The 25,288-nt window shown below is 64.4% G+C and carries 30 protein-coding genes; 10 read left to right on the forward strand and 20 right to left on the reverse strand.

Annotated features, from left to right (window positions below; translation table 11 throughout):
* Positions 1–48: 48 nt before the first annotated feature.
* Together UNPF46_RS35285 and UNPF46_RS35290 are read right to left on the reverse strand one after the other, a co-directional pair.
* Positions 49–1,050 (reverse strand): NAD(P)H-dependent flavin oxidoreductase, encoded by a 1,002-nt coding sequence (locus tag UNPF46_RS35285; RefSeq protein WP_142253116.1) that lies wholly within the window; start codon positions 1,048–1,050, stop codon positions 49–51.
* Between the two features lie 63 nt (positions 1,051–1,113).
* Positions 1,114–1,851, reverse strand: a complete 738-nt coding sequence (locus UNPF46_RS35290) for an SDR family oxidoreductase (RefSeq protein WP_100180264.1) — start codon at positions 1,849–1,851, stop codon at positions 1,114–1,116.
* 161 nt (positions 1,852–2,012) lie between these two features.
* Between UNPF46_RS35290 and UNPF46_RS35295 the strand changes: the two genes are divergently transcribed.
* Positions 2,013–2,477 carry a winged helix-turn-helix transcriptional regulator gene (locus tag UNPF46_RS35295; protein ID WP_142253117.1) on the forward strand — a complete coding sequence of 155 codons (465 nt, stop codon included), beginning with the start codon at positions 2,013–2,015 and terminating at the stop codon, positions 2,475–2,477.
* A 122-nt stretch (positions 2,478–2,599) separates the two neighbouring features.
* Here UNPF46_RS35295 and UNPF46_RS38065 read toward each other — a convergent pair whose 3' ends face one another.
* From UNPF46_RS38065 to UNPF46_RS38070, 4 genes are all read right to left on the reverse strand, one after another.
* Positions 2,600–2,758 (reverse strand): hypothetical protein, encoded by a 159-nt coding sequence (locus UNPF46_RS38065; protein WP_181770261.1) that lies wholly within the window; start codon positions 2,756–2,758, stop codon positions 2,600–2,602.
* A 22-nt stretch (positions 2,759–2,780) separates the two neighbouring features.
* Complete coding sequence (locus UNPF46_RS35300) at positions 2,781–3,155, reverse strand: PRC-barrel domain-containing protein (protein ID WP_142253118.1); 375 nt, start codon at positions 3,153–3,155, stop codon at positions 2,781–2,783.
* A 251-nt stretch (positions 3,156–3,406) separates the two neighbouring features.
* Positions 3,407–3,601 carry a hypothetical protein gene (locus UNPF46_RS35305; RefSeq protein WP_142253119.1) on the reverse strand — a complete coding sequence of 65 codons (195 nt, stop codon included), beginning with the start codon at positions 3,599–3,601 and terminating at the stop codon, positions 3,407–3,409.
* Complete coding sequence (locus UNPF46_RS38070) at positions 3,585–3,743, reverse strand: hypothetical protein (protein ID WP_174718913.1); 159 nt, start codon at positions 3,741–3,743, stop codon at positions 3,585–3,587. Before UNPF46_RS38070 ends, UNPF46_RS35305 begins: the two co-directional genes overlap by 17 nt.
* Positions 3,744–3,917: 174 nt before the next feature.
* Between UNPF46_RS38070 and UNPF46_RS35310 the strand changes: the two genes are divergently transcribed.
* A complete protein-coding gene (locus UNPF46_RS35310) occupies positions 3,918–4,166 on the forward strand; it encodes a hypothetical protein (protein ID WP_181770264.1) in 249 nt (82 codons plus the stop codon).
* A 158-nt stretch (positions 4,167–4,324) separates the two neighbouring features.
* Here the strand turns inward: UNPF46_RS35310 and UNPF46_RS35315 are convergent, their stop codons facing one another.
* The 3 genes from UNPF46_RS35315 to UNPF46_RS38470 form a co-directional block, all read right to left on the reverse strand.
* Complete coding sequence (locus UNPF46_RS35315) at positions 4,325–4,543, reverse strand: hypothetical protein (RefSeq protein WP_142253120.1); 219 nt, start codon at positions 4,541–4,543, stop codon at positions 4,325–4,327.
* A gap of 70 nt (positions 4,544–4,613) precedes the next feature.
* Positions 4,614–4,916 (reverse strand): hypothetical protein, encoded by a 303-nt coding sequence (locus UNPF46_RS38075; protein WP_161497225.1) that lies wholly within the window; start codon positions 4,914–4,916, stop codon positions 4,614–4,616.
* Complete coding sequence (locus tag UNPF46_RS38470) at positions 4,861–5,058, reverse strand: hypothetical protein (RefSeq protein WP_100181132.1); 198 nt, start codon at positions 5,056–5,058, stop codon at positions 4,861–4,863. Before UNPF46_RS38470 ends, UNPF46_RS38075 begins: the two co-directional genes overlap by 56 nt.
* Positions 5,059–5,152: 94 nt before the next feature.
* Between UNPF46_RS38470 and UNPF46_RS35325 the strand changes: the two genes are divergently transcribed.
* The 3 genes from UNPF46_RS35325 to UNPF46_RS35340 all read left to right on the forward strand — a co-directional run bounded on the left by UNPF46_RS35325 (position 5,153) and on the right by UNPF46_RS35340 (position 13,858).
* Positions 5,153–5,665: a DUF4142 domain-containing protein gene (locus UNPF46_RS35325; protein WP_142253121.1), complete on the forward strand. Its 513-nt coding sequence runs from the start codon at positions 5,153–5,155 to the stop codon at positions 5,663–5,665.
* A 391-nt stretch (positions 5,666–6,056) separates the two neighbouring features.
* On the forward strand, positions 6,057–12,353 hold the full coding sequence (locus UNPF46_RS35335) for a HAMP domain-containing protein (RefSeq protein WP_142253122.1): 6,297 nt from the start codon (positions 6,057–6,059) through the stop codon (positions 12,351–12,353).
* Positions 12,354–12,367: 14 nt separating this feature from the next.
* The gene (locus tag UNPF46_RS35340; protein WP_142253123.1) at positions 12,368–13,858 is read left to right on the forward strand and encodes an HWE histidine kinase domain-containing protein; all 1,491 of its coding nucleotides are present in this window, start codon (positions 12,368–12,370) and stop codon (positions 13,856–13,858) included.
* An 87-nt stretch (positions 13,859–13,945) separates the two neighbouring features.
* Here UNPF46_RS35340 and UNPF46_RS35345 read toward each other — a convergent pair whose 3' ends face one another.
* A complete protein-coding gene (locus UNPF46_RS35345; RefSeq protein ID WP_100177043.1) occupies positions 13,946–14,161 on the reverse strand; it encodes a hypothetical protein in 216 nt (71 codons plus the stop codon).
* 140 nt (positions 14,162–14,301) lie between these two features.
* Here UNPF46_RS35345 and UNPF46_RS35350 point away from each other — a divergent pair, with 140 nt between their 5' ends.
* Together UNPF46_RS35350 and UNPF46_RS35355 are read left to right on the forward strand one after the other, a co-directional pair.
* On the forward strand, positions 14,302–14,559 hold the full coding sequence (locus tag UNPF46_RS35350) for a hypothetical protein (RefSeq protein WP_142253124.1): 258 nt from the start codon (positions 14,302–14,304) through the stop codon (positions 14,557–14,559).
* A gap of 95 nt (positions 14,560–14,654) precedes the next feature.
* The gene (locus UNPF46_RS35355) at positions 14,655–14,903 is read left to right on the forward strand and encodes a hypothetical protein (protein WP_100177045.1); all 249 of its coding nucleotides are present in this window, start codon (positions 14,655–14,657) and stop codon (positions 14,901–14,903) included.
* A gap of 116 nt (positions 14,904–15,019) precedes the next feature.
* Here the strand turns inward: UNPF46_RS35355 and UNPF46_RS35360 are convergent, their stop codons facing one another.
* Entirely contained in the window at positions 15,020–15,229 is a 210-nt protein-coding gene (locus tag UNPF46_RS35360; RefSeq protein WP_100177046.1) for a hypothetical protein, read from the reverse strand.
* A 21-nt stretch (positions 15,230–15,250) separates the two neighbouring features.
* The gene (locus UNPF46_RS35365; RefSeq protein WP_100177047.1) at positions 15,251–15,472 is read right to left on the reverse strand and encodes a hypothetical protein; all 222 of its coding nucleotides are present in this window, start codon (positions 15,470–15,472) and stop codon (positions 15,251–15,253) included.
* A 115-nt stretch (positions 15,473–15,587) separates the two neighbouring features.
* On the opposite strand from UNPF46_RS35365, the gene UNPF46_RS35370 reads away from it, so the two are divergent.
* Together UNPF46_RS35370 and UNPF46_RS35375 are read left to right on the forward strand one after the other, a co-directional pair.
* On the forward strand, positions 15,588–15,782 hold the full coding sequence (locus UNPF46_RS35370) for a DUF3072 domain-containing protein (protein ID WP_100177048.1): 195 nt from the start codon (positions 15,588–15,590) through the stop codon (positions 15,780–15,782).
* A gap of 189 nt (positions 15,783–15,971) precedes the next feature.
* Entirely contained in the window at positions 15,972–16,262 is a 291-nt protein-coding gene (locus UNPF46_RS35375; protein WP_100177050.1) for a DUF6496 domain-containing protein, read from the forward strand.
* A 12-nt stretch (positions 16,263–16,274) separates the two neighbouring features.
* Here the strand turns inward: UNPF46_RS35375 and UNPF46_RS35380 are convergent, their stop codons facing one another.
* Together UNPF46_RS35380 and UNPF46_RS35385 are read right to left on the reverse strand one after the other, a co-directional pair.
* Complete coding sequence (locus UNPF46_RS35380) at positions 16,275–16,637, reverse strand: hypothetical protein (protein WP_100181134.1); 363 nt, start codon at positions 16,635–16,637, stop codon at positions 16,275–16,277.
* Positions 16,638–16,900: 263 nt separating this feature from the next.
* Complete coding sequence (locus UNPF46_RS35385) at positions 16,901–18,436, reverse strand: Do family serine endopeptidase (RefSeq protein WP_142253125.1); 1,536 nt, start codon at positions 18,434–18,436, stop codon at positions 16,901–16,903.
* Positions 18,437–18,628: 192 nt separating this feature from the next.
* Between UNPF46_RS35385 and UNPF46_RS35390 the strand changes: the two genes are divergently transcribed.
* The gene (locus UNPF46_RS35390) at positions 18,629–19,465 is read left to right on the forward strand and encodes a universal stress protein (protein WP_181770262.1); all 837 of its coding nucleotides are present in this window, start codon (positions 18,629–18,631) and stop codon (positions 19,463–19,465) included.
* 15 nt (positions 19,466–19,480) lie between these two features.
* Here the strand turns inward: UNPF46_RS35390 and UNPF46_RS35395 are convergent, their stop codons facing one another.
* The 6 genes from UNPF46_RS35395 to UNPF46_RS35420 form a co-directional block, all read right to left on the reverse strand.
* Positions 19,481–19,693, reverse strand: coding sequence for a hypothetical protein (locus UNPF46_RS35395; protein WP_142253127.1), 213 nt, complete (start codon positions 19,691–19,693; stop codon positions 19,481–19,483).
* Between the two features lie 183 nt (positions 19,694–19,876).
* Positions 19,877–21,748 carry a putative bifunctional diguanylate cyclase/phosphodiesterase gene (locus UNPF46_RS35400; RefSeq protein WP_246668807.1) on the reverse strand — a complete coding sequence of 624 codons (1,872 nt, stop codon included), beginning with the start codon at positions 21,746–21,748 and terminating at the stop codon, positions 19,877–19,879.
* Positions 21,749–21,750: 2 nt separating this feature from the next.
* Positions 21,751–22,902, reverse strand: a complete 1,152-nt coding sequence (locus tag UNPF46_RS35405) for an FIST signal transduction protein (RefSeq protein ID WP_142253129.1) — start codon at positions 22,900–22,902, stop codon at positions 21,751–21,753.
* 205 nt (positions 22,903–23,107) lie between these two features.
* Positions 23,108–23,845 (reverse strand): ribulose-phosphate 3-epimerase, encoded by a 738-nt coding sequence (rpe, locus tag UNPF46_RS35410; RefSeq protein ID WP_142253130.1) that lies wholly within the window; start codon positions 23,843–23,845, stop codon positions 23,108–23,110.
* A complete protein-coding gene (gene cbbX, locus UNPF46_RS35415; protein ID WP_100177056.1) occupies positions 23,842–24,774 on the reverse strand; it encodes a CbbX protein in 933 nt (310 codons plus the stop codon). Before cbbX ends, rpe begins: the two co-directional genes overlap by 4 nt.
* Positions 24,775–24,873: 99 nt before the next feature.
* Entirely contained in the window at positions 24,874–25,281 is a 408-nt protein-coding gene (locus tag UNPF46_RS35420; protein ID WP_142253131.1) for a ribulose bisphosphate carboxylase small subunit, read from the reverse strand.
* Positions 25,282–25,288: the final 7 nt, after the last annotated feature.

Below are 25,288 nucleotides of genomic sequence, written 5' to 3' on the forward strand. Positions count from 1 at the left end.
CGCAATTCCAGCGGTCAGTTCCCGCGTTGGTTAAGAAGTTTGGCGGTGTCAGGCGACCTTTCGCGTCGTCGCCGTCCCATCCAGGAACCCCATCAGGCGACTGCGGATGATCTGTTCCGCCTCGGCCATGATCCGATCGATCAGTTCCTTGCAGGAAGGGATGTCGTGGATCAGCCCGGCGACCATGCCGCAGCTCCAGGCGCCGGCGTCCATCTGTCCCTCCAGCATGATCCTGGGATAGACGCCCGCCACCTGGTCGTGGATGTCGTCGATCTTCAGCTTGTCGCCCTTCTCGCGCTCGATCTCGATGAGGCGATCGACATTGGCGTTTCTCAGCACGCGCTCGGTGTTGCGCAAGGAGCGCATGATCAGGCGGGTATCGAGCTCGGTGGCCGCGACCAGCGCGTTCTTCACGTTCTGATGCACAGGCGCTTCCTTGGTGGCGATGAAGCGCGTGCCCATGTTCATGCCGGCCGCGCCCAGCGACAGCGCCGCGACCAGGCTGCGGCCGTCGGCCATGCCGCCGGAGGCGACGAACGGGATCTTCAATTCCTCCGCCGCGCGCGGCAGCAGGATCATGTTGGGGATGTCGTCCTCGCCGGGATGGCCGCCACACTCGAAGCCGTCGACGCTGACGGCGTCGCAGCCGATGCGCTCGGCCTTCAGCGAGTGGCGCACCGAGGTGCATTTGTGGATGACCTTGATGCCTGCGGCCTTCAGCGCCGGCATGTAGGCCTCGGGGCTGCGGCCCGCGGTCTCCACCGCCTTGATGCCACCTTCGACGATGGCCGCGATGTATTCGGGATAAGGCGGCGCCGCGAAGGTCGGCAGGAAGGTGAGGTTCACGCCGAACGGCTTGTCGGTCATGTCGTGGCAGCGCGCGATCTCCTTGGCGAGCAGCTCCGGCGTCTTCTGCGTCAGACCCGTGATGATGCCGAGCCCGCCGGCGTTGGAGACGGCAGCGGCAAGCTCCGCAAAGCCGACGAAATGCATGCCGCCCTGGATGATGGGATGCTCGATGCCGAACAGTTCGGTGATCGCGGTCTTCACTTAAATACCTCCCCGGAATTTTGCTTGAGCTGGATTCAGTCTAGCCGGACTTCTGCGCCGCGGTCACCATTTCTCTCCGAAGGGACGGATCTCCATTTCGAAGGTCCAGGCGCTCCTGGGCTGCTGGTAGAGCTGCCAATAGGCATCCGCGACCGAGGACGGCGGCATCAGGAGATCGGGATTGTCCAGTGCATTCGGCCCGAGCGCCTCGAGCCGGCGCTGCCGCACCCATTCGGTGTCGACGCCGGAATCGATGATGAGATGGGCGACATGAATTTGCTTCGGCCCGAGCTCGCGCGCCATCGCCTGCGCCACCGCGCGTAAACCGAACTTGGCGCTGGCGAAAGCGGCAAAGCCGCTGCCGCCGCGCAAGGACGCTGTTGCGCCGGTGAAGAAGATGTTGCCGCCGCCACGCGGCAGCATCAGCCGCGCCGCTTCCCGGCCCGCGAGGAAGCCGGAGTAGCAGGCCATCTCCCACACCTTGCGGAACACGCGCTCGGTGGTGTCGAGAACAGGGAAATTGACGTTGGCGCCGACGTTGAAGATGCAGACCTCGAGCGGGGCATGCTTGTCGGCGTCGTTGAGGAACGAGATGATCTCCTCCTCCTTGCGCGCATCGAGCGAACGGGCATGGATCTCGCCGCCGGCGGCCTCGATGTCCTTGACCAGCGGCGCCAGCTTGTCGCCGTTGCGGCGGCCGGCGAAGACCGTGAACCCCTCGGCTGCAAACTTCTTGGCGATCTCGGAGCCGATGAAATCGCCGGCCCCGATCACGGCGGCTGTCGCGTTTCGCTTGGGCAAGGTCGCCTCCTCCGATGAGCGCGGTGCAATGGAGGGAGGCTATAGTTCTAAAATAGAACTGTCAAACTGCGAGGCTCAATGCTAGCTTCGCGGACAAATTGTACTGATCATTCAAGTAAGTTCCTTTTTCTGACTGACCAGGCCCGAGCCGGAGACCGATCATGAAGTGGGACACGTTGGACGAAGAGCAGTGCTCGCTCTCCCGCACCATTGCCGTGGTCGGCGACCGCTGGACGCTGCTGATCCTGCGCGAATGTTTCCTGCGGGTGCGCCGGTTCGAGGGATTCCAGTCCTCACTGCAGATCACGCGGCACCTGCTCTCGGAGCGGCTGAAGAAGCTGGTGCGCTTCGGCATCCTGCGCCGCGTCCCCTATTCCGAGGCGCCCAAGCGCTACGAGTACATCCTCACGCAAAAAGGCCTCGACCTCTACCCGATCATCATGGCGATGGTGCATTGGGGCGACACCCATATGGGCGACGAGCGCGGCCGGCCGCTGCTGCACGAGCACAAGAGCTGCGGCAAGCTGTTCGATCCCGTGATGGTGTGCTCGGAATGCGGCGAGGCGTTGCATGCCAAGCAGGTGCATGTGCATGCGGGACCGGGGCGGAAGGAGGCGGCCGCATAGGCCGCGCCACGTACGGCTGTCATGCCCTGGCTTGACCGCGACATCCAGTCCGCTCAAAGACGAAAGCGCGGCACGATGAGTGCCGCGCTCGTCTCTGACGTCTTACGGGAAGCGCGCCTGTCTCAGTGCGTCTTCGTCTCGTGCCATTTCTCGAGATCGGGCTTCACCTCGTCAGATCCCTGCTCCTTCTCCGGATTGCCCTTCCAGGGCTTGTCCGTCTGCTTGTGCGAACCCCAGTCGTTCTGTTGCCGGGGATCGTCATTGGGTCGTTCCTTGCTCATGGACCTGTCCTTCCCTGAAGGCTCAAGCGAAGGGGACGCCGTAATAGGCGTTGATGCCGCGCACCGCGGCATCGTCACCCCAGTTCCAATCGCTTCGCTCGGCGTATTTCGGCGCGCCCTCCAGCTCCCTGGCCGTGATGCCGGTGACGTATCCGCCGAGCTCGGTGTCGTATTTCAGCGACTGCCACGGCAACGGATAGCGGTCGTTGCCGAGGCCCAGGAATCCTCCGAAGCCCAACACCGCGTACGACACCTTGCCGCTGACCTTGTCGATCATCACCCGCTCGATCGAACCGATCCGGTTGCGATCGGCGCCGTAGACCGACGTTCCCTCGACCTTGTCGCTGCCGATCAGCCGGCCCATCTCGCTGAGGCCCAGCTCGCCTTCATTCAGCATCTCGATCCTCCACTCAGCCAATGTGAAGCAACGGGGTGAGTGAGCGATCGTTCCGGGATCGAGGCTCCCCGGGGCCGGCCAGGAACATCGCGGCGAAGGCGCGACCTCGTTCAGGCGCGGCACGGGGAGATGGCGGCCTTCATGGCCAGCGCCTATGCGAAATTTCTCCGGGAAGCTCGGCGTCTGCATTGCGACCTCCGGTCCGGCGCCTCGCATCTCATCACCGGACTCTACGATGCGCTGCCGGGCCATCAGCGAGAGGCCGCGGCCTCCTCCCGTAGCATCAGAAAGCCATACATCTCTGCGGCGGTCTGAAGCTGGTCGATCCGCGCAAGAACACCGTCGCGCTGGCGTCCATCGGGCAGGCCCGACAGCTCTTGCTCGAGGCGCAGCTTCTGCGCCTCGAGACGTTGCTTGAATGTGTGTGGCTCAGACCGTCTTCGCATTTTCCATCCTTGGTGGCTGCAGCCCCGGGCTGTTGGCCCAACGCTCGACTTGCTCGATGACCTTCTGATGGCTTGGACGCACCGGCTTGGGGGATTCCGGCTCTTCTGAAAGCTTGCGGGGCAACCTGACTTCGTCCGTCATGGCTTCTCTCCCTTCCCAGAGAAAATGCGCCAGGTCGAAAGTCGTTTCAATAATAACTTATTGATTTTGTTGTATTTTTTTACTCATTTGGGTGTTTTATCGTCGCTTATGGAACTCCCGCCAAATTGGTTCGTTGAGGAAGCTGCTCAACCTACTCAATTTGCACGATCGACCATGAACGATCTTCGCGCCGAGCGCCTTCAGGTCATGCTCTCGCCGGACGAGTTGGCCGCCGTTGACGATTTCCGGTTCAAACATCGCATGCCGACGCGGGCGGCAGCGGTCCGCGAGCTCCTCAAGTTCGGGCTGGCCGCCGCGGACGTCGACGCCGCTGTCGGCGTGAAGTCGAGCAGCTTCGGCGTGTTCGGCCGGGGACCTGCGGGTCATACCCAGGGAGATCCCGAAAGCGGCGCCGAGGACTGAGCCATCGAGGCTTTCTCGCAAGCGAACGGCCCCGGCACGGTGGGTGTCGGGGCCGTCCTTGGAGATTGCTTCCGGCGCACCGGGGGTATGACAACCGGAAGCAACCTATCGACTCGGCGCACCAGGATTCGTTCCTCGTGCGAAACCTGGCGTTCCATCTAGCCGGTCGGCGCGCCGCCGGAATCATCCGGCGTCATGCCGGAGCCCGGCGTCTTGCTCTGGTCGTTCAGCTTGGGATCGCGCGTCGCCTCACGCGACGGGGAGCCTTTCGGAACTGCCTTGGTGTCAGTCTTGTGCACGGACTGCGCGCGCTGCTTGTCGCGCGGCTGCTCCTCTGCCCGCTTGTCCCTGACGATGCCGTGGTCGGAATGGGCCATGATGTGCCTTCGCCTCTCCTGATGTGTCGAAGCGGTTACGCATCACGGCGCCGAATGTTCCGGCGTGGCGCTAGCTGTGCACCGCGTGAACCGTGGCCGATGCGTTCTCAAGATGCACCTGACGCACCGTCGTCACCGTCGCAAACGCCACCGAGACGCCAAAGGCGAGAATGAGTGAAAGAAGGGCCAGACGTGGAGCCATTGCAAATCCTCCTGCTGGAATGAAAACCGACGCGATTGACTGTTCCCCGATCATCCCCCGATTGGTCACTTGCATTCCGTGAGCGGTCTCACACACGTTCTGCGAAACGAAGCGCTCACGCGCTCCGCTGTTGTCGCGGGAAACGACCCGCGAGAGGCGGAATTTCGCCATCGAGCCAATCCTGCTCGTAAGCGAGCGCCGTCCAGGCGTCCGCCATGCGCGAATAGCGCTTGTACGCAGGCTGCCCTTCGGCGCGCTCGGCGAGCTGGAGGCAATTGTCGGCGTTATCTCTGAAGATGTCAGACTGTTTCATGGAAAGGACGTGGGGACGGAACTCCGGCATCGCAACCCGATTGCCGGATCGTAATGTTCAGGGAACTTCGGCTCTCTTCAGCAATTGTTCAGCGATGCGAGTTCTCATCGCGATCATCTTGCTATTCATCGGCACGGCAGCGCCTGCCGACAGCACCGGTGACCGAAAGCCTCTCGACCGACCGCCGAGCGCAACCGACGTGATCAGCGGCCTCTACAATTTCAGCCGCTTCCAGCAGGGCCTGCTGGAGAGCACCGATCTGAAGGGCAACGCCGAGGTCAAGAATCTCGCCGCCTTGCGTGCCGAGGAAGCGGCCAAGCGCGACAAGGCGTTGCGGCAGATCCAGGAGGCGATCGGCGCGGAACCCCATGCGGGCAAGACCGCGTCGGTCGGCGCGAGCCTGATCGAGCCCGAAACTTCAGACGGGCCGAGTTTCGTCCGAAGCTTTTATGCCTCGCAGATTCCCGAATATGAATCGGCCATCGACCTGCTCGAACGCTATCTGAAGGCGCCCGACAACACGGCGCTCGCGGCTTTCGCGCGCGAGCAGCTTCCGCTGCTGCGCGCACAGGTCAAGGACGCCGAGCGCACCATGGCGGACAAGTAGCAGCCGCTATTTCTCGTTGGGATGATGCTGCGGGCTCTCCGGCCGCACCGTACGATCACTCTCCGGCATCTTGTCCCGGCTCGCATCGCCATTGTCGTCCTCGCCACCGGACGACAAGGTACCGCTTCAGCTCGGGTTCGACCGGCTCGCCGCGCCCGTGGTCGACGGAGCCGCCTGCGGGCTGGCCGAGCCGGCGGCGGCAGGCATCTTCTCTTTTCGGAACTCGCATGGAACCAATCCCAGGGATCGCGGTTGTTGTGTTTGGGCTGAGCAAGACAGGTTCCATTTCCTCGCGTCGCACCTTGGCGCTTGATTTCGAATTTGGCTGACGCTCTATTTTGACCGATTGCGTCTTTTCCAGGATTCGGCAGACGCCTGCGGGGGAATTAGTATGAGCGACCTCGATCCCGGAGCTGCATCACGGTCCGGTCGTCGCGTCCCAAAGCCAAAAACCAACGGTGTGTCGGATCCGGATTCCCGGGCCGAATTGCTGCTCGCCCTGCAGGCGATGCGCAGCGGCGATTTCTCGGTGCGCATGAGCGGCGACTATCTCGGCATCGACGGCAAGATCGCCGACACTTTTAATGAAATCATCGCCGCCAACCAGCGCATGGCGCAGCAGCTCGAGCTGGTCGGCCAGGTCGTGGGCCGCGAGGGCAAGACCCGCCAGCGCGTCAAGTTCGGCCTCGCCTCGGGTTCCTGGGCCGACATGGAAGGCTCCGTCAACACGCTGATCGACGATTTGTTGTGGCCGACGCGCGAGGTGACGCGCGCAGTCGCCGCCGTCGCGCAAGGCGACCTGCTCCAGACCGTCAAGCTCGACGTCGAAGGCCGTCCGCTGCGGGGCGAGTTCCTGCAGTCGGCCAACATCGTCAACACCATGATCAAGCAGCTCGGCGTGTTCACCTCCGAGGTGACGCGCGTGGCGCGCGAGGTCGGCACGGAAGGCAAGCTCGGCGGCCAGGCCCAGGTGCCTGAGGTGACCGGCGTCTGGAAGGACCTCACCGAGAGCGTCAACTCGATGGCGAACAACCTGACCAACCAGGTTCGCAACATCGCAGAGGTGACGATCGCGGTTGCCAACGGCGACCTCTCCAAGAAGATCACGGTCGACGTCCGCGGCGAGATCCTTCAGCTCAAGGAAGCCATCAACACGATGGTGGACCAGCTCCGCTCCTTCGCCTCCGAAGTGACGCGCGTGGCGCGCGAGGTCGGCACCGACGGCAAGCTCGGCGGCCAGGCGATCGTGCCCGGCGTCGCCGGCACCTGGAAGGACTTGACCGACTCCGTCAACGCGATGTGCGGCAACCTGACCGCGCAGGTGCGCAACATCGCCAACGTGACGACTGCCGTGGCACGCGGCGACCTCTCGCGCAAGATCACCGTGGACGTGCGCGGCGAAATCCTGGAGCTGAAGGACACCATCAACACCATGGTGGACCAGCTCAACTCCTTCGCTTCGGAAGTGACGCGCGTGGCGCGTGAGGTCGGTACCGAAGGCAAGCTCGGCGGCCAGGCGCAAGTGCCCGGTGTCGCCGGCACCTGGAAGGACCTCACCGACAACGTCAACTTCATGGCTTCGAACCTGACCGCACAGGTCCGCAACATCGCCGACGTCGCCACCGCCATCGCCGGCGGCGACCTCTCCAAGAAGATCACCGTGAACGTCTCGGGCGAGATCCTTCAGCTGAAGGAAACGCTCAACACCATGGTCGACCAGCTCAACGCCTTTGCCGGCGAAGTCACGCGCGTGGCGCGCGAGGTCGGCACCGAGGGGCGGCTCGGTGGCCAGGCCAACGTGCTCGGCGTCGCCGGCACCTGGAAGGATCTCACGGAAAGCGTCAACTCGATGGCGTCGAACCTGACCGCACAGGTCCGCAACATCGCCGAGGTGACGACGGCGGTTGCCGGCGGCGACCTCTCGAAGAAAATCACCGTGGACGTGCGCGGCGAGATCCTCGAGCTGAAGGACACCATCAACACCATGGTGGACCAGCTCAACGCCTTCGCCGGCGAAGTCACCCGCGTCGCGCGCGAGGTCGGCACCGAAGGCAAGCTCGGCGGCCAGGCCCAGGTGCGTGGCGTCGCCGGTACCTGGAAGGATCTCACCGACAGCGTCAACTCGATGGCCTCGAACCTGACCGGTCAGGTCCGCAACATCGCCGAGGTCGCGACCGCCGTCGCCAAGGGCGATTTGTCCAAGAAGATCACCGTGAACGTGTCGGGCGAAATCCTTCAGCTGAAGGAAACGCTCAACACCATGGTCGACCAGCTCAACGCCTTCGCCGGCGAGGTCACGCGCGTCGCGCGCGAAGTCGGCACCGAAGGCAAGCTCGGCGGCCAGGCCCAGGTCACGGGCGTCGCCGGCACCTGGAAAGACCTCACCGACAACGTCAACTCGATGGCGGGCAACCTGACCGCCCAGGTCCGCAACATCGCCGAGGTCGCAACCGCCATCGCCGGCGGCGACCTCTCGCGCAAGATCACGGTGGACGTGCGCGGCGAGATCCTTCAGCTCAAGGACACGCTGAACACGATGGTTGACCAGCTCAACCGCTTCGCGGGCGAGGTCACGCGCGTGGCGCGCGAGGTCGGCACCGAAGGCCGCCTCGGCGGCCAGGCCAACGTGCCGGGCGTCGCCGGCACCTGGAAGGATCTGACGGACTCCGTGAACTCGATGGCGGGCAACCTCACCGCCCAGGTCCGCAACATCGCCGAAGTCACCACCGCCGTGGCGCGCGGCGACCTGTCGCGCAAGATCACCGTCGACGTGAAGGGCGAAATCCTGGAGCTCAAGAACACCATCAACACCATGGTGGACCAGCTCAACGCCTTCGCCGGCGAAGTCACCCGCGTCGCGCGCGAGGTCGGCACCGAGGGCAAGCTCGGCGGCCAGGCCGAAGTGTCCGGCGTTGCCGGCACCTGGAAGGACCTCACCGACAACGTCAACTTCATGGCCTCGAACCTGACGGCCCAGGTCCGCAACATCGCCGAGGTCGCAACCGCCATCGCCGGCGGCGACCTCTCCAAGAAGATCACGGTGGACGTGCGCGGCGAGATCCTTCTGCTCAAGGACACCCTCAACACCATGGTGGAGCAGCTCCGCTCCTTCGCCGCCGAAGTGACGCGCGTCGCCCGCGAGGTCGGCACCGAAGGCCGCCTCGGCGGTCAGGCCGTCGTGCCCGGCGTCGGCGGCACCTGGAAGGATCTCACCGACAACGTCAACCTGCTCGCCGCGAACCTCACCACGCAGGTCCGCAACATCGCCGAAGTCACCACCGCCGTGGCGCGCGGCGACCTGTCGCGCAAGATCACTGTCGACGTGAAGGGCGAGATCCTCGAGCTCAAGAACACCATCAACACCATGGTGGACCAGCTCAACGCCTTCGCCGGCGAAGTCACGCGCGTGGCGCGCGAAGTCGGCACCGAGGGCGAACTCGGCGGCCAGGCCCAGGTGCCCGGCGTGGCCGGTACCTGGAAGGACCTCACCGACACCGTCAACGTCATGGCGGCGAACCTCACCGAGCAGGTTCGCGGCATCGTCAAGGTGGTGACGGCGGTCGCCAACGGCGACCTCAAGCAGAACCTCACGGTGAAGTCGAAGGGCGAGGTCGCGGCGCTCGCCGACACCATCAACAACATGACCGAGACGCTCGCGACCTTCGCCGATCAGGTGTCGTCGGTGGCGCGCGAGGTCGGCGTCGAAGGCCGTCTCGGCGGTCAGGCCGACGTGCCCGGTGCGGCCGGCACGTGGAAGGACCTCACCGGCAACGTCAACCTGCTCGCGGCCAACCTCACCTCGCAGGTGCGCGCGATCGCGGAAGTCGCGACCGCCGTGACCAAAGGCGACCTCACTCCGTCGATCCAGGTCGATGCCCGCGGCGAGCTCGCCGAGCTCAAAGACAACATCAACACGATGATCACGAACCTCCGTCTGACGACGGACGTGAACACCGAGCAGGACTGGCTGAAGACCAACCTCGCCAAATTCACCAACATGCTCCAGGGCCAGCGCGACCTCACCACCGTCGGCCGGCTGCTGCTCACCGAGCTGTCGCCGCTGGTGAACGCCCATACCGGCGTGATCTACCAGGTCGAGAGCGAGGACAATCCGCAACTCCTGCTGCTGGCCTCCTACGCCAGCGACGGCATCTACCCCTATCAGCGCGTGCTGCAGTTCGGCGACGGCCTGATCGGCCAATGCGCGCTCGACAAACGGCCTCGCGTGATCGCCGACATTCCATCCGACGTGGTGCCGATCAACTCGGCGCTGTTCCGCGTCGCACCGAAGAACCTCGTGGTGCTGCCGGTGCTGTTCGAGGGCCAGGTCAAGGCCGTGATCGAGCTCGCCTCGCTCGTCTCCTTCACGACCTCGCAGATGACGTTCCTGGAGCAGCTCACCGACTCCATCGGCATCGTGCTCAATTCGATCGAAGCGACGATGCAGACCGAAGGCCTGCTCAAGCAGTCGCAACAGCTCGCCGGCGAGCTTCAGACCCAGCAGCGCGAATTGCAGCAGACCAACGACCAGCTCGAGCAGAAGGCGCAGCAGCTCGCCGAGCGCAACGTCGAGGTCGAGCGCAAGAACCAGGAGATCGAGCAGGCCCGCCGCGCCCTGGAGGAAAAGGCGACCGAGCTTGCGCTGACCTCGAAGTACAAGTCCGAATTCCTCGCCAATATGAGCCACGAGCTGCGCACGCCGCTGAACTCGATCCTGATCCTGGGACAGCAGCTCACCGACAATCCGGACGGCAACCTCACCGCCAAGCAGGTCGAATTCGCCCGCACCATCCACGGCGCCGGCACCGACCTGCTCAATCTCATCAGCGACATTCTCGACCTGTCCAAGATCGAGTCCGGCACGGTGACGGTCGATGCCGAGGAGATCCTGACCGCGAACCTGCTCGAGACCGTCGGGCGGCCGTTCCGGCACGAGGCGGATAATCGCAACCTGTCGTTCAAGATCGACATCGATCCGAACCTGCCACGCAGCATCGTCACCGACTCCAAGCGTCTGCAACAGGTCCTGAAGAACCTGCTCTCCAACGCCTTCAAGTTCACCGCCGAAGGCGAGGTGCGCCTCAAGGTGACCGGCGCGCTCGGCGGCTGGGGAACGGATCACCCGGTGCTGAATACCGCACCGGCCGTGATCGCATTCGAAGTGTCCGATACCGGCATCGGCATCCCCCTGGAGAAGCAGAAGCTGATCTTCGAGGCGTTCCAGCAGGCGGACGCCGGCACCAGTCGCAAATATGGCGGCACCGGCCTTGGACTTGCGATCAGCCGCGAGCTGGCGAGCCTGCTCGGCGGCGAAATCCATCTGCGCAGCGCGCCGGGCAAGGGATCGTCCTTCACGCTCTATCTGCCGCTGAAATATTCCGGCCCGACGCTCGCGCCGCGGACTGCGCCGGCACCGCAGCAATACAGCCAGCCGCCGGCACTGCAACCGGCCGCGCCCGACCAGCCGCGCGTCATCGAGCAGCTTGCCGACGACCGGCTCAATCTCGAGCCCGGCGACAGCATCCTCCTGATCGTCGAGGACGACCCGCATTATGCGCGCGTGCTGGTCGACCTCGCACGCGACAAGGGATTCAAGGTGCTGGTTGCCGCCCAGGGCGCCGAGGCGCTGGAGCTCGCCAAGCAATACCAGCCGCGCGCCGTCTCGCTCGACGTGTTCCTGCCCGACATGCTCGGCTGGACCGTGCTGAGCCAGCTCAAGCACAATCCGCTCACCCGTCACATCCCGGTGCAGATCATCACGCTCGACGAGGACCGCCAGCATGCGCTGGCGCGCGGCGCGTTCTCCTTCGTCAACAAGCCGACGACGACCGAAGGCGTTTCGGCCGCGCTGACGCAGATCAAGGAATATGCAAGGCCGCGGCGCAAGCGGCTCCTGATCGTCGAGGACAATGAAGCCGAACAGCTCTCGATCCGCGAGCTGCTGCATCACGACGACATCGAGATCGTCACGACCGACACGGGCGCCGGCGCGCTCTCGACGCTGCGCGAGTCGCCCTGCGACTGCGTGGTGCTCGACCTCCGCCTGCCCGACATGAGCGGTTTCGAGGTGCTGGACCAGATCCGCAACGACGAGGCGCTGTCCAACATTCCGGTCGTCGTCTTCACCGGCCGCGAGCTTTCGGCGGAGGAGGATGCGGAACTCCACACCATGGCGCGCAGCATCGTGGTCAAGGGCGTCGAATCGCCGGAACGGCTGCTCGACGAGACTGCGCTGTTCCTGCACCGCGTCATCACGGAACTTCCGATCGAGAAGCAGCGCATGCTCGAGAAGCTGAACAGTTCCGACGAGGATCTGATCGGCAAGACTGCGCTGCTCGTCGACGACGACGCCCGCAACATCTTCGCGCTGTCGAGCGTGCTGGAACGGCGCGGCATGAAGGTGCTGACGGCGACGACCGGCAGCGAGGCGGTGACCCTGGTCGAGTCCAACCCGGAGATCGCCATCGTGCTGATGGACATCATGATGCCGCAGATGGATGGCTACCAAACCATCGGCGTCATTCGCGAGAACCCGGCCTTCGCCCGCCTTCCGATCATCGCGCTGACCGCCAAGGCGATGAAGGGCGACCGCGAAAAATGCCTGGAGGCCGGCGCGTCCGACTACCTCGCCAAACCCGTCAACACCGATCAATTGCTGCTTGCGATCCGCATGTGGCTGCACCGTTGAGTTTGGATCCGCGAATGGACCACGAAAAGGTCAACATCCTCCTCGTCGACGACCAGCCGGCCAAGCTGCTCGCCTACGAGGTGATATTGAAGGATCTCGACGAGAACCTCGTGATCGCCTCGTCCGGACGCGAGGCGCTGGAGGTGCTGCTCAAGACCGAGATCGCGGTGATCCTGGTCGACGTCTGCATGCCCGAGCTCGACGGCTTCGAGCTCGCCGCGATGATCCGCGAGCATCCTCGCTTCCAGAAGACCGCGATGATCTTCATCTCCGCCATCCAGGTCAGCGACATCGACCGCTTGCGCGGCTACGAGATGGGCGCGGTCGACTACGTGCCGGTCCCGGTCGTGCCGGAGGTGCTGCGCGCCAAGATCAAGGTGTTTGCCGAGCTCTACCGCAAGACCCGCGAGCTGGAACGGCTGAATCGGGAGCTCGAGGATCGCGTCCGCGCACGCACGGCGGAGCTGGAGAACTCAACCGCGAAGCTGCGTGAAAGCGAGCAGCGGCGCAGCATGGCGATCGCCGCCGGCAAGATGGGCTCCTGGGATTGGGACTGGATCAGCGGCGACTGGATGTGGGACGAGGGGCAATATCGCATCTTTGGCGTCAGCCCCGACAGCTTCGCGGTCAACCCGGCCAACGTTCAGGCGTTGCTGCATCCCGATGACGTCGAGCAGTTGCGCAAGGCGATTGCCGAATTCAACAAGGGCACGCGAGCCTACGAGACCGAATTCCGCATCATTCGACCCGACGGCGAGGTGCGCTGGTGCGTCGGCACGGCGGCGGCGACGGTGGACGACAGCAGTCGCGTCGTGCGCGTAAGCGGCGTCACCGTGGACATCACCGAACGCAAGCGTGCCGAGGAACGGCAGAATCTGCTGGCCCGGGAAGTCGATCATCGCGCCAAGAATGCGCTGGCGCTGGCGCAATCGATCGTGCGCCTCACCCGCGCCGACGAGGTCAAGGCCTATGTCAATGCCGTCGAGGGCCGCATCAATGCGCTCGCGCGTGTGCACACCATCCTGTCGCTGTCGAGCTGGCAGGGTGCCGAGCTCTCCAGGCTGATCGATGAGGAGCTTGCGCCCTATTCACTCGGCGGCCAGATCGTGTTGGCGGGTCCGGAGGTCCAGTTGCTGCCGACGACGGCCCAGACCCTGGCGCTCGCGCTGCACGAGCTGTTCACCAACTCGGCCAAGTACGGCGCGCTCTCGACGAGGTCGGGACGGCTCGCGATCCGCTGGCAGGTCGAGAACCAATTGCTGACGCTGAGCTGGGAGGAATCCGGCGGTCCGCTCGTCATGACTCCGAAATCCCGCGGCTTCGGCACGCGGAGCCTGCTTGCGAGCGTCGAGTCGCAGCTCGGTGGACAAGCGCAGTTCGACTGGCGAGCTGAAGGCCTGTTATGCCGTCTGGAGGTGCCGTTGACACGCAAGACGTCGGCGGCGAGCCCATCCGGCAAGTTCGAGGATGCCAGCTCCGCGGAATTGCAGCGCGCATCGGGTTAGACGTTTTCGAGCGAACGGTCGCGCCGAGACAGGGCAGCAGGAGGCGAAGCGAGGTGTGCCTTCCGGCCAGACCGGAAGGCAAGGAGCTTAGCCGGACGCCATCATTCGTTGCGCCATCCGCGGTTCGCGCGCGACCCGGCCTTCGAGCCAGGCCTCCGTGCAGGCGAGATCCCGGAGTGCCCTGGCATAGCGGCGAGCCGCGCTTCGCTCCGCGCCGAGCGGTAGCTTGCGAGCCTTGCGCAGAATGTCCGCGGCCGCGTTGCGGTAGGCCAGCGACCGGTAAAGAAAGACAACCTTACCCATAGCGAGTGTTCCCGTTTTGACGTGCCCATCCTCGCAAGCCCGGCATGAACGTCCGATGAAGCCGGGGATGACAATTCCTTCATTCATTTGGAACCAGCCAAACCCAGGGGCGTTGCCCGGCAGATCGGGATGCAGTTCCCATGCGCGCAAAGAAGTCGTCCGACCTGATCTCTGCGAGCGGTCTTATCAAGCTGATGACGCATGCCATGATGGGCGCGGCCCTCGGCCTCGTCTTCAGTCTCGCGCTGATCCTTTGCAATCCCGCCGTCGCCGGCCTGCTTAATCACGGTGGAAGCCAGGCCGCGACTGTCTTCGCCCTCTCGTTGGTGACGACGTTCGCGATCGGCGCGGCCCTCACCGGCGTCGTGTTCATCCTCGTCGAGGACAAGCAATCTTGAAGCACGGTGAAGCGCGGCAGGACCTTTGTCGGGAACTCCTGCGGCAAATGGCGGTTGGCTGCCTGCGTCAATTTAACCCAGGGAGTTCCCCCCGCATGACAACGACCAAGCTCGTTCTCACCGCAGTGCTGGCCACGGGCCTTGCCGCCGCCCCGCTCGCCGCGCAGGCCAAGTCGCACAAGGCCAAACATGGATCCTCGATGTCGTCATCGCAGACCACCGGCGCCAACACCAAGTCGTCGAAGGGCGCAGATCCCTCAGGCCAGGGCGGTTCGGGTCCCGGTTCAGACCAGGGCGGCACCATGACGAACCAGAACAGCAAGGGCATGAGCAATACCAAGTGAGCTGCAATACCAAGCGAGCTCACGCCACCTGACATCAAAGGCCCCGCGGCAACGCAGGGCCTTTTTGTCGCGATGATTGTTCGGCGCCCGCGGCATCGACGGGCGCCGGCGTCAGCTCATTGCGGTCGGCGCATTCCGAGGCTGAGCCCGCGGCTCGCAGAGTCCGTCTTCACGAGTTGCTCGAGCTGCGCCCGCTTGCGTCCGATCAGCAGCTGGGCCGCGGCATCATCGAGACCCGCACGCTGCAATTGCCGGATGGCAGAGCCGAGTTCGAGAATCTCGGCGCGTAACCTCAGGATCCGGTAAGCGTCCGGGTCTTCCTCCACGACGCCCTCCCCCTCGAAGCTTCAGCGCCGCGAGATCCCGCGCCCGGAACTGCCGACGGGCTTCACAAGACGAAGGCGGGCGCGATTGCGAACGTCAGGCAGGACATCGCCGCCACCGGCAGTCTTCCATTCGCCGATGAGCAGATTGAGCTTCCGGCGCAAATCCATCTGCGCCAGCGCCTGCCGGGTGCAATCGCGATCGCCGTTGATGGAAGCACGCACGGCCGCCTCGACCTCGGCCATTTCCAGTCTGAAGGCGCTGATTTTACGTCGAATTTCATTAATTCTGTTGTCCATGGCTTGTTAGAACAAAATAAGAACATATAGTCAAGCCAGGATTTCGGGATGGAGATGTCAGATGCAGGTTCAAGGTCAATTCAACGCCAGGGTCTTTCTCGCCGAGCAGATGACCCGGGCCCAGGGGCTGAAGCTGAAACGGCTGAGTGAAGAGGCCTATCAGCCCGCACAATATGCGCGCGATCTGTCCTTCACCGAGGCCGCACGGCGCATCCAGGTGCTGGAAGCAGAGATCGAGCTGGCGAATTCCTTCTAGTCTAGAACGTTTTCGAGTGGATACCGGTTCGCGTGAAGAAAACGCGTCAAAACAAGAAGCTAGAGCTTCGGTTCTGATTCAATCAGAACCGAAAATGCTCTAGGTCACGGCATGCGCCCGGAACGTCGGGTGCGGGCTTCGGAACGATGCCCGTGTCGAATGGTTCTCCTTAGCCAAGGGAGAACATGCATGGCACGCAAGGCAAAGAAACGCCGCTACTCGCGCAGCTCCGGCAGCGATGTCGAAAGCGAGATGCGGCGCTACAAGCAGGGCACGGCGAAGAGCGGTCGCAAGGGCCGTGGCGGACGGGTGAAGAGTCGCAAGCAGGCGATCGCGATCGGACTGTCGAAGGCGCGCAAGAAGGGCAAGAAGGTCCCGAAGAAGACCACGAAGAAGGCTACGAAGAAAAAAGCGTCCAAGAAGCGGACGACCAAGAAGACAGCCAGGACATCGTCTAAGCGCAAATCCAGCAAGCGTTGAGGCTTGCACGCCTCAGATCATGCTGCCCGGCATGAAGCAGCGGATCGAGACCCCGAACGCAGTCTTCACCGGCCACACCATGGTGCGGCCGGCGCGGTTCGGCTCGGTGATAACGGCTTCATCAGGCACGTCGACCCACTCCCCGTCGAGGCGCACGCGATAGTGTCCGTTGTGCGATTCCCAATCGGGATCTGAGACGGCAAAGCCATCGGCGTCCGAGCAGCACGGCCCGAGGTGACTGCGCAGGCTGTCGAACCAGGGCTTGAGGGGCGAACTCGCATAGCGGCCGTCGTCACGACCGAGCGCGTTTCCGCCCCACAGCACGAACGGCGCCGCGAGCAGCGCACCTCTCAGCGAGAGCTTCAATCGATCCATGTCGGCACCGATCAAATTCGAACCACCGGCGAGTTCCACAAAGCGGCCGCAAGTTCGAAGTTCCACGCTTGCAATCTCTCGGCAGCGTCGTTGCTGACGAGCGTTCGGAACTGTGGCGGCCGAACACGGCTTTTTCGTATGAACCGGGTCACCATCCCTGCCGTTAACGAGAATGTTATCGGCGGCCGCCCCCTCTCCTGAACGCGAAAGGAAAAGGCGGCCCGAGGGCCGCCCTTTTGAATAAGTGGGAAGCGTCGTTTGCTTCAGGCGAGGGGCACCGCGACGAACCGCGTCGCCTCCGCGCTTCTGACCTGCAGCAGCACGCTGCGCTTGCCGGACGATTTGGCCTGCGCCAGCTCCGACCGGACCTCGCCGACATTGGCGACGGCCTTGCCGCCGACATTGAGGATGACGTCGCCGGTCCGGATGCCGTGCTGCGCCGCCGGCCCTTGCGGATCGACTTCGGTGACGACGACGCCCTTCTGGCCGGCCCCCTGGACCTCACCGGCCGGCGCCAGAGCAAGACCGAGGCGCGGAGTGCCGGGGCTCGACTGTTCCTTGCCAACATCGGCCTTGGCCTGTTGCTCGTTCGGCAACTCGCCGAGCGCCAGGGTCACCGTCTTGCTGTCGCCCTTGTGGAAGACGTCGAGCTTCACCGAGCTGCCAGGCGCAAGGGTCGCGATCGTGCGGGCAAGGTCCCGCGAATCCTTGACCGCGGTGCCGTTGACGGCGGTGATGACGTCGCCCGCCTCGATGCCGGCCTTCGCCGCCGGGCTGCCATCCTGCGGATTGTCGACGATGGCGCCGCGCGCCTCCTTCAGGCCGAGGCTGTCGGCGATCTCCGATGTCACCGGCTGCACCTGCACGCCGAGCCAGCCGCGGGTCACCGCGCCCTTGTCCTTCAGCTGCGCCACGACGAGCTTTGTGGTCGAGGCCGGAATGTCGAAGCCGATGCCGACCGAGCCGCCGGAGGGCGAGAAGATCGCGGTATTCACGCCGATCACGTTGCCGCTCATGTCGAAGGCCGGACCGCCAGAATTGCCCTTGTTGATCGGCGCATCGATCTGGATGAAGTCGTCATAGGGACCGTTGCCGATGTCGCGGCCGCTGGCCGAGACGATGCCGGCCGTCACGGTGCCGCCGAGACCGAAGGGATTGCCGACCGCGACCACCCAGTCGCCGATGCGCGGCTTCTGGTCGGAGAACTTGACGAACGGGAAATCCTTCTTGCCGTCGACCTTGATCAGCGCGAGATCGGTCTTGGGATCGGTGCCGACGACCTTCGCGGTGTAGCTGGTGCCGTCGTCCATCGTCACCTGCACCGAGGCGGCATGATCGACGACGTGGTTGTTGGTCACGGCATAGCCGTCGGCGGAAATGAAGAAGCCGGAGCCTTCGCCCGTGATCATCTGATGGCGCTGGCGCGGCATGCCGTTCGGGCCGCCCGGAAAGCGGAAGTCGAACTGCCGCGAAAACTGGTCGAACGGCGTCTGCTCGTCCTGGTCCATCCGGTTCTGTTGCAGCATGGCGCTCTGGTCGTTGTCCTGGTCGATCCTGACCCGCACCGAGATGACGGCGGGCTTGACCTTGCTGACGAGGTCACCGAAGCCCGGCGGCGTCGCGGCGGATTCCGCGGCCTGGGCCGGTGCGATGAAGGAACCCGGACCGAACTTCGAAGAGCCGGGAGAGGCCGCCAGCACGGCCACGCCGAGCGCGGCCACGGTGCCGAGCAGCGCGAGCCGGCGCGGCCTCAAGATCTTGCGGGACGTCGGGGTGTCGGAATTGGCGCGATCGTTCATGTCGAAATATCCATGTTGGAAGGTGTCGCCTTGCATCCAACATGGACACCGTCACCTTACGACGTCCCGTCCAACCGATTAAATCTTGGCAAAGAATGCGCGCGGCAAGGTCCGTCCTCGCATTTGATGCAGCTCAACGCGGGTCCTTCCGGCAGTGAAAAACTGCCCCCGGATTTTCATCGGAGGCGCCCCATGTACAAAGACATTCTCGTCCACATCCCAACCGAACGTCCCATGCGTCCGGCAATCGATGGCTCGATTTCGCTCGCAGCACAGTTCAGCGCCCATCTTGACGCGGTCGCCGTCGGCTATGTCGCGACCAGTGCGGCTTACGTGATGGAGGGCGGCGCCGCGGTCGCCGCCGTGTTCGAGCTCGAACGCGAGCGCGCCGTGGAGCGGGCCGAGGCCGCGCTCTCGGTGTTCGAGATCGAAGCGGCGAACGCCGGCATCGCCTACGCCTGCCGCCCGCTCGGTGCGATCCCGGCGGACGCGGCCGGCTCGCTCGGCGAGATGGCGCGGCTGCACGACCTCAGCGTCGTGCTTCAGCCCGATCCGGCGCAAAGCTCGTTCGACAACGACGTGCCGGGCGAGATCCTGTTTCAGGCGGGTGGCCCGGTGCTGTTCCTGCCCTACACCTTCCATGGGGCGTTCAGGGCGAACCGGATCGGCATCTGCTGGGACGGCAGCCGCGTCGCGGCCCGCGCCGTACACGACGCCGCGCCGTTGCTGGCGCGCGCCGATGAGATCGTGATCATCACCATCAACGAAGACAAGGCGGTCTCAGACGAAGCTTCAGCGAGCAGCCTGGCAAGACATCTCGGCCGACGTGGACTGTCGACCCGCACGGTCGGCCTCTCGGCGACGCGCTCCGACATCCAGCCGACCATCCTGTCGCTGGCAGCCGATGAGGCCCTCGATCTCCTGGTGATGGGCGGCTACGGCCATTCGCGCTTGCAGGAGCGCGTTCTCGGCGGCGTCACCCGCGCCATGCTGGAAGCCATGACGGTGCCGACGCTGATGTCGCATTGAGACTAACAGGCGCCGCTACGCCGCGACCGGGGTCTCCCAGGTCGCGGGCGGCTCGGCGGCCTCGGGGTGCTTCACGTTGCACGCGTCGAAATGCGCCTTGAGCGCGACCTCGGCGAGATGTTCGAAATGTTCGGCTTGGCCGAGCAGTTCCCAGTTCTGGAGCGGCCGGTAGGCCGCCTGCTGACGACAGAGGGACGCCAGCGCCCGATAGCGACGTACGTTCTCCATGAGACCCTCCCTCGCATTCGCAGAGCTTATCACTCCAATTTGCGTCAGGGCGATGGCGGTTGTGCAAAAGATTTGCTGCGCCCCCCGCGCGCGCCTGGCCTTGCCTTATTGTCCAGGAAATATATGTCCGGCCCAAAGTTCCAGATGGATGTCGGCTGACGCCCGGAACCCGGGACGCCGGACCTAGGCGTAGAGCCGGCGCTCCACGGTCACCCCGACCAGGTCGAGATAGCGTTCGATCAGGTCGGGCCGGCCGACCAGATAGCCCTGCATCTCCTCGCAGGCCTCGCGCGCCAGGAAGGCGCGCTGCGCCTCCGTCTCCACCCCTTCGGCAATGACCGGGATATGCAGGGCGTGCGCGAGGCTCAGGACCGCACGGACGATCTCGGCCGATTGCGGCGACGCTTCGAGATTGGAGATGAACCCCCGATCGATCTTGATCTTGTCGAACGGGAATGACTGGAGATAGGACAGCGAGGAATAACCGGTGCCGAAATCGTCCATTGCGATGCGGACGCCGAGCGCCTTCAGCCGCCGCAGCAGATTGAGTGCGCGGTTGAAATCGCCGATCAGCACGCCCTCGGTGATCTCGACCTCGAGCCGCGTCGGCGTCAGCCCCGTCTCCAGCAGGATCTGGTGGATCGAACGTTCGAGATCGCCGGCCTGGAACTGGACCGGCGACAAATTGACGGCGACCTGCAACGGACGCGGCCAGGATGCCGCCTCGCGGCACGCTTCGCGCAAGACCCATTCGCCGATCTCGACGATGAGCCCGTTCTCCTCGGCCAGCGGAATGAACTGGTCCGGCGGCACGAAGCCTCGCGTCGGATGATTCCAGCGCAGCAGCGCCTCGAAGCCGATGACCTCGCCATCCACCCGCGCCTGCGGCTGGAAGTAGACCAGGAACTGGTTCAGCTCCAGCGCCTGCCGCAGATCGTGCTGCAACAGCCTGCGGTCGCGCAGCTCCTGATCCATCTCGGATTCGAAGAAGCGGACCCGCCCCCTGCCCTCGCGCTTGGCACGATAGAGTGCCGAATCGGCGTTGGCGAGCAGCGTGGCGGCATTCACGCCGTCATCCGGATAAAACGCGATGCCGATGCTGAGGCCGACATGGGGCAGATAATCGTCGACCTCGAGCTCCGTGCCGATGGTCTCGACCAGCCGTTCGGCGAGGCCCAGAACGTCCTCACGGCTGATGTCGTCCGGCATCAGGATCATGAACTCGTCGCCGCCGATACGGGCCACGAAGGCGCCGTCGGCTTCCGCGGCAAGCCGGTCCGCCGCCGCCCGCATCAGCATGTCGCCGACGGGGTGACCGAACACGTCGTTGACCTCCTTGAAGCGGTCGAGATCGAGGCTGAGCACGGCAAAGCTGGTCGCCGCCTCCTGCGCCCGCTCCAGCCGCTCGCCAAGCGCGGCGTTGAAGGCGCTGCGGTTCGGCAGGTCGGTCAAGACATCATGATGCGCAAGATGGCTGATCCGCGCCTCGTTCGTGATCCTCTCGGTGACGTCCTCGATCACGCCGACCAGATATTGCGGCGCGCCACTGCCGTCCCTGATCAGCAGCTTGCGCGAATTGACCAGACGATCGCGGCCTTTGACGCCGACTTCGAGCAGATGTCCCTCGAGGAACATCGGCGTGCCGCTGTCGACGACGCGGCGATCCTGCTCGTTGACGGCACGGGCGATCTTGTCCGGAAAGATCTGTTCCGGCGTCTTGCCCAGCATCTCCTCGCGCGGCATTCCGTAATATTCTTCGCCGGCGCGGTTGAGCAGGATATAGCGGGAATCCTTCGCATCCTTGGCGAACACCGCGATCGGGATATTCTCGATGATGCTGTCGAGGAACTCGCGCGCCCGCCCCAGATCCTGTTCGGCTCGCTTATGCGTCTGTTCGAGCTCCTCGATCATCAGCTTGATCGCGCGGTCGGTGCGGCGGCGATCGCAATCGCTCTCCTCATAGGCCGCGCTGACGAGCTCGCCGAGCTTGGTCAGATCGACCTTGCCGGATTCGTCCGTCGACTGGCGGATCTGTCTGGCGAGTAGCCGATGCATGGTCAAGCCGCCGCCTCCGCGATGACGGTGACGGTCATGGTCTGGTTGTGCAGTTCGCAGCGGCCGGACACGGCCGGCGGAGCGATCTCGCCGTAGGAGTAGAATCCGATCCGGACGACGTCGTCGCCGAGCTCGGCGGCAACGGCATCCAGCTCGTCCTGGGTGCGCTGCCCCATCACTCTGCGGCGGCCGGTGCAGCTCACCAGGATCGCAAGCTTGTCCCCGGCAACCTCGTCCGCGAGTGCGCTGCGCGCCTGCCTACCGGCCTCCCCGGCACCTGCGGCGAGACTGTCGAAATTGGCGCGCATCAACTGCGCGGTACATCCTTCCGGAATGTCGGCCGCGAATGTCAGCGTGCGGGCATTGCGATCCACCGCGAACACGGAGCGCACGATCTGCCGGTTCGGCTCGGCCTCGTCGTGAATGCGCAAGGGGAATGCCAGGCCCGAACCCGGCATCGCCGCAGCCTCCTCCTCGCCGAGATAGCGGGTATACAGATCCAGCGGCGGCTCGCCGTCGAGCTCCACGACCACCGACCCTTGCGCCTTCGTCACCTTGCGGCGCGGCCCGAACACGTCCCAGCCGCCGGCGCAGCCATGCGCGAAGCGGAACGAGGCGCCGTAGAATGCAATTGCGGCGATGCGGTTCGGCGACGGCTCCGCGTCGGCTCCGACCATCGTCTGTTCAAATCGGGTGCCATCGCCGGCGAGCCCGCCGGTCACGGGCAGATCCGGCCCCAGCACTTCGGTGATCCCGGCGAGCAGCTCGGCGCCGTTCACCGCCAACCCGTCCGATAGGACGAACAGGCCCGCCAGATCCGCCGCCAGCACCTGGCGGGCAAGACGCACGCCGCAGGCTCGCGACGCGTCGCGGGTCTCGACGACCTCCTGCACCAGCCGCACTTGCGTATGGGCGAAGTGCAAGGCGACAGCGACGACTTCGTCATCGCAGATATCGTCGCCATGGATTTGGCCGCCGGTGCTGCATCCGACGATATGACTGTCGGGATAGAGACCGCGCAGCTCGCGATAACGCTGGCCGTCCGCGAGTTGCTCGCGGCTGCCGAAATAGAGCACGAGCTGGGGTGGCTCGCGCAGGGCATCCGCTCCGCGCCAGCCATGGGCAGCATTCCAGTGAAGATATCGAATGTGCATCCCACGCTCTCTGCAGCTCTTGAACCACAGATTGTGGAGCGGCGCATTGCGTCGCCGTTAATCGGGCGCTTACTTCGACACCGTTGGTTACCCCGGCATGAAGGGTATTGTCGACTTGCGTCAGATTCCCCGTAGGACTCCGGGAAAATCCGTCGCCGAGGCCGTCGATACCTCTGCGCAAACGCTTGGCGAAGCCATCCGTAGTCTACCGGATGCGCGCGCTTTCGCCGAGGCGCATCGGCTGCACAGCATTCTCTCGCAGCTTCGGAACCCGTGCTGTCTCGGCAGCAATGCGAATGGCCTCGATGTTCGCGGCATAATCGGCGACGCAGTTGCCGCGGAATACTGCGGAACCCGCCACCAGCGTATCGGCGCCGGCCGCCGCCACCGCAGCGGCATTGTCGCGCGTGACGCCGCCGTCGACCTCGAGCCTGATCGGCCGGTCGCCGATCATGGCCTTGACACGTTCGATCTTCGGAAGCTGGGATTCGAGGAACGACTGACCGCCAAATCCTGGATTGACCGTCATCACCAGCACGAGATCGATGCGATCAAGCACATATTCGATCGCGCTCTCGGGAGTGGCGGGGCACAGGCTGACACCGGCCTTCTTGCCGAGCGCCCGGATGGCCTGAAGCGAACGGTCGAGATGCGGGCCGGCTTCGGCGTGGACGGTGATGACATCGGCCCCGGCCTTCGCGAACGCTTCGAGATAGGGATCGACAGGCGCGATCATGAGATGCACGTCGAAGATCTTCTTCGTCATCGGCCGGATGGCCTTGATGACATCGGCGCCGAAGCTGATGTTCGGCACGAAATGTCCGTCCATGACGTCGCAATGGATCCAGTCGGCGCCAGCCGCGTCGATTGCCGCGATCTGCTCGCCGAGGCGCGCGAAATCCGCAGCCAGGATCGAGGGAGCGATGACGATCTCTCCGGTCATGGCTTTGCACTCCGCGCGTCAGTGCCGCCGCTGAAGACGCGGCTCGCCAGGACGTCCATGGGATCGATGGTCTCGAGATCGGCGACATCGAGCATGCGGTCGAGATCGGACACCAGGCGATCGGCCTGCCGCAGGCGGATACGGTCGACCGCGTTGCGGATCGAACGCGCGTTGGAGAAGAATGGCTGGGTCCGGCGCAGCGCGATGTATCTCTCGAAGGCCTCGCGCGCCGCCGCCGAGAACCGATAACCCCGCTCCTTCAGCATCAGCTCGGCGATGACGAGCAGTTCCTCTTCCGCATAGTCGGGAAATTCGATGTGGTGGGCGATGCGCGAGCGGAAGCCGGGATTGGAGGCGAAGAAGCTCGTCATGCGCTCGCCATAGCCGGCGAGGATCACGACGAGATCCTCGCGCTGGTTCTCCATCACCTGGAGCAGGATCTCGATCGCTTCCTGACCGTAGTCGCGCTCGTTGTCAGGCCGATGGAGATAATAGGCTTCGTCGATGAACAGCACGCCGCCCATCGCCTTCTTCAGGATCTCCTTCGTCTTCGGCGCGGTGTGACCGATATATTGGCCGACGAGGTCGTCGCGCGTCACCGAGATCACCTGCCCGCGCCGCACGAAGCCGAGACCGTGCAGGATCTTCGCCATGCGCAGCGCGACCGTGGTCTTTCCGGTGCCGGGATTTCCGGTGAACGACATGTGCAGCGTCGGCGGCGCCGAGGCCAGGCCCGCGCGCTGCCGGATGCGCTCGATCAGCAGCAGCGAGGCGATCTGGCGCACGCGGTTCTTCACCGGTCTCAATCCGACCAGCTCCTGATCGAGCTGCTGCAGCGTGTCGGTGATCCCGGCCGCTTCGGCCTCCTTGCGGAGATCGAATTGGGTCTCGCTGGGCTCAGTCGTGGTTGCGTGGGGCACATCCAGCATCGGGACCTCGAAAAAAGGGCTTCGCCGCGAGGGAGGCGGCGAAGCAGTTGGTCCGCCAAGGATCCGGAGCAGGGAGAGCTCCGTGCGGAAACGGATGACTTAAGTTGACGCGTGCGCGGCGTGCTTGCGCACGGTGGTGTAGCGGATCGCCCGGCCGCCGACCTCCTGCCGGACCAGCTCGAACTCGGCCTCATCAGGCGGCCGGTTGACCAGGAAGGAGATCCGCACCGATTCCCAGCCATGACTGGAATCGAAGCCGCTGATGCGGATGTATCTGTTGCCATACACCCTGCGGCACTCCGCGAGCTCCATCATCACGCCGGCAGCGTCCTGGAGATCGAACATCGGCAGGCCCCACATCTCCCAATAGGTGTTGCGGGGATGCGGATCGTCGGTGAACTCGATGTTCACCGCCCAGCCCTTTCCAAGACAATACTGCACCTGACTGGTGATCTGGTCGTCGGTGAGATCGGGCAGAAACGAAAAGCAACCCTGAGTGAGTTTCATGTTGCGT

Source organism: Bradyrhizobium sp. UNPF46 (genome assembly GCF_006658625.1).
Lineage (GTDB): Bacteria > Pseudomonadota > Alphaproteobacteria > Rhizobiales > Xanthobacteraceae > Bradyrhizobium > Bradyrhizobium nitroreducens.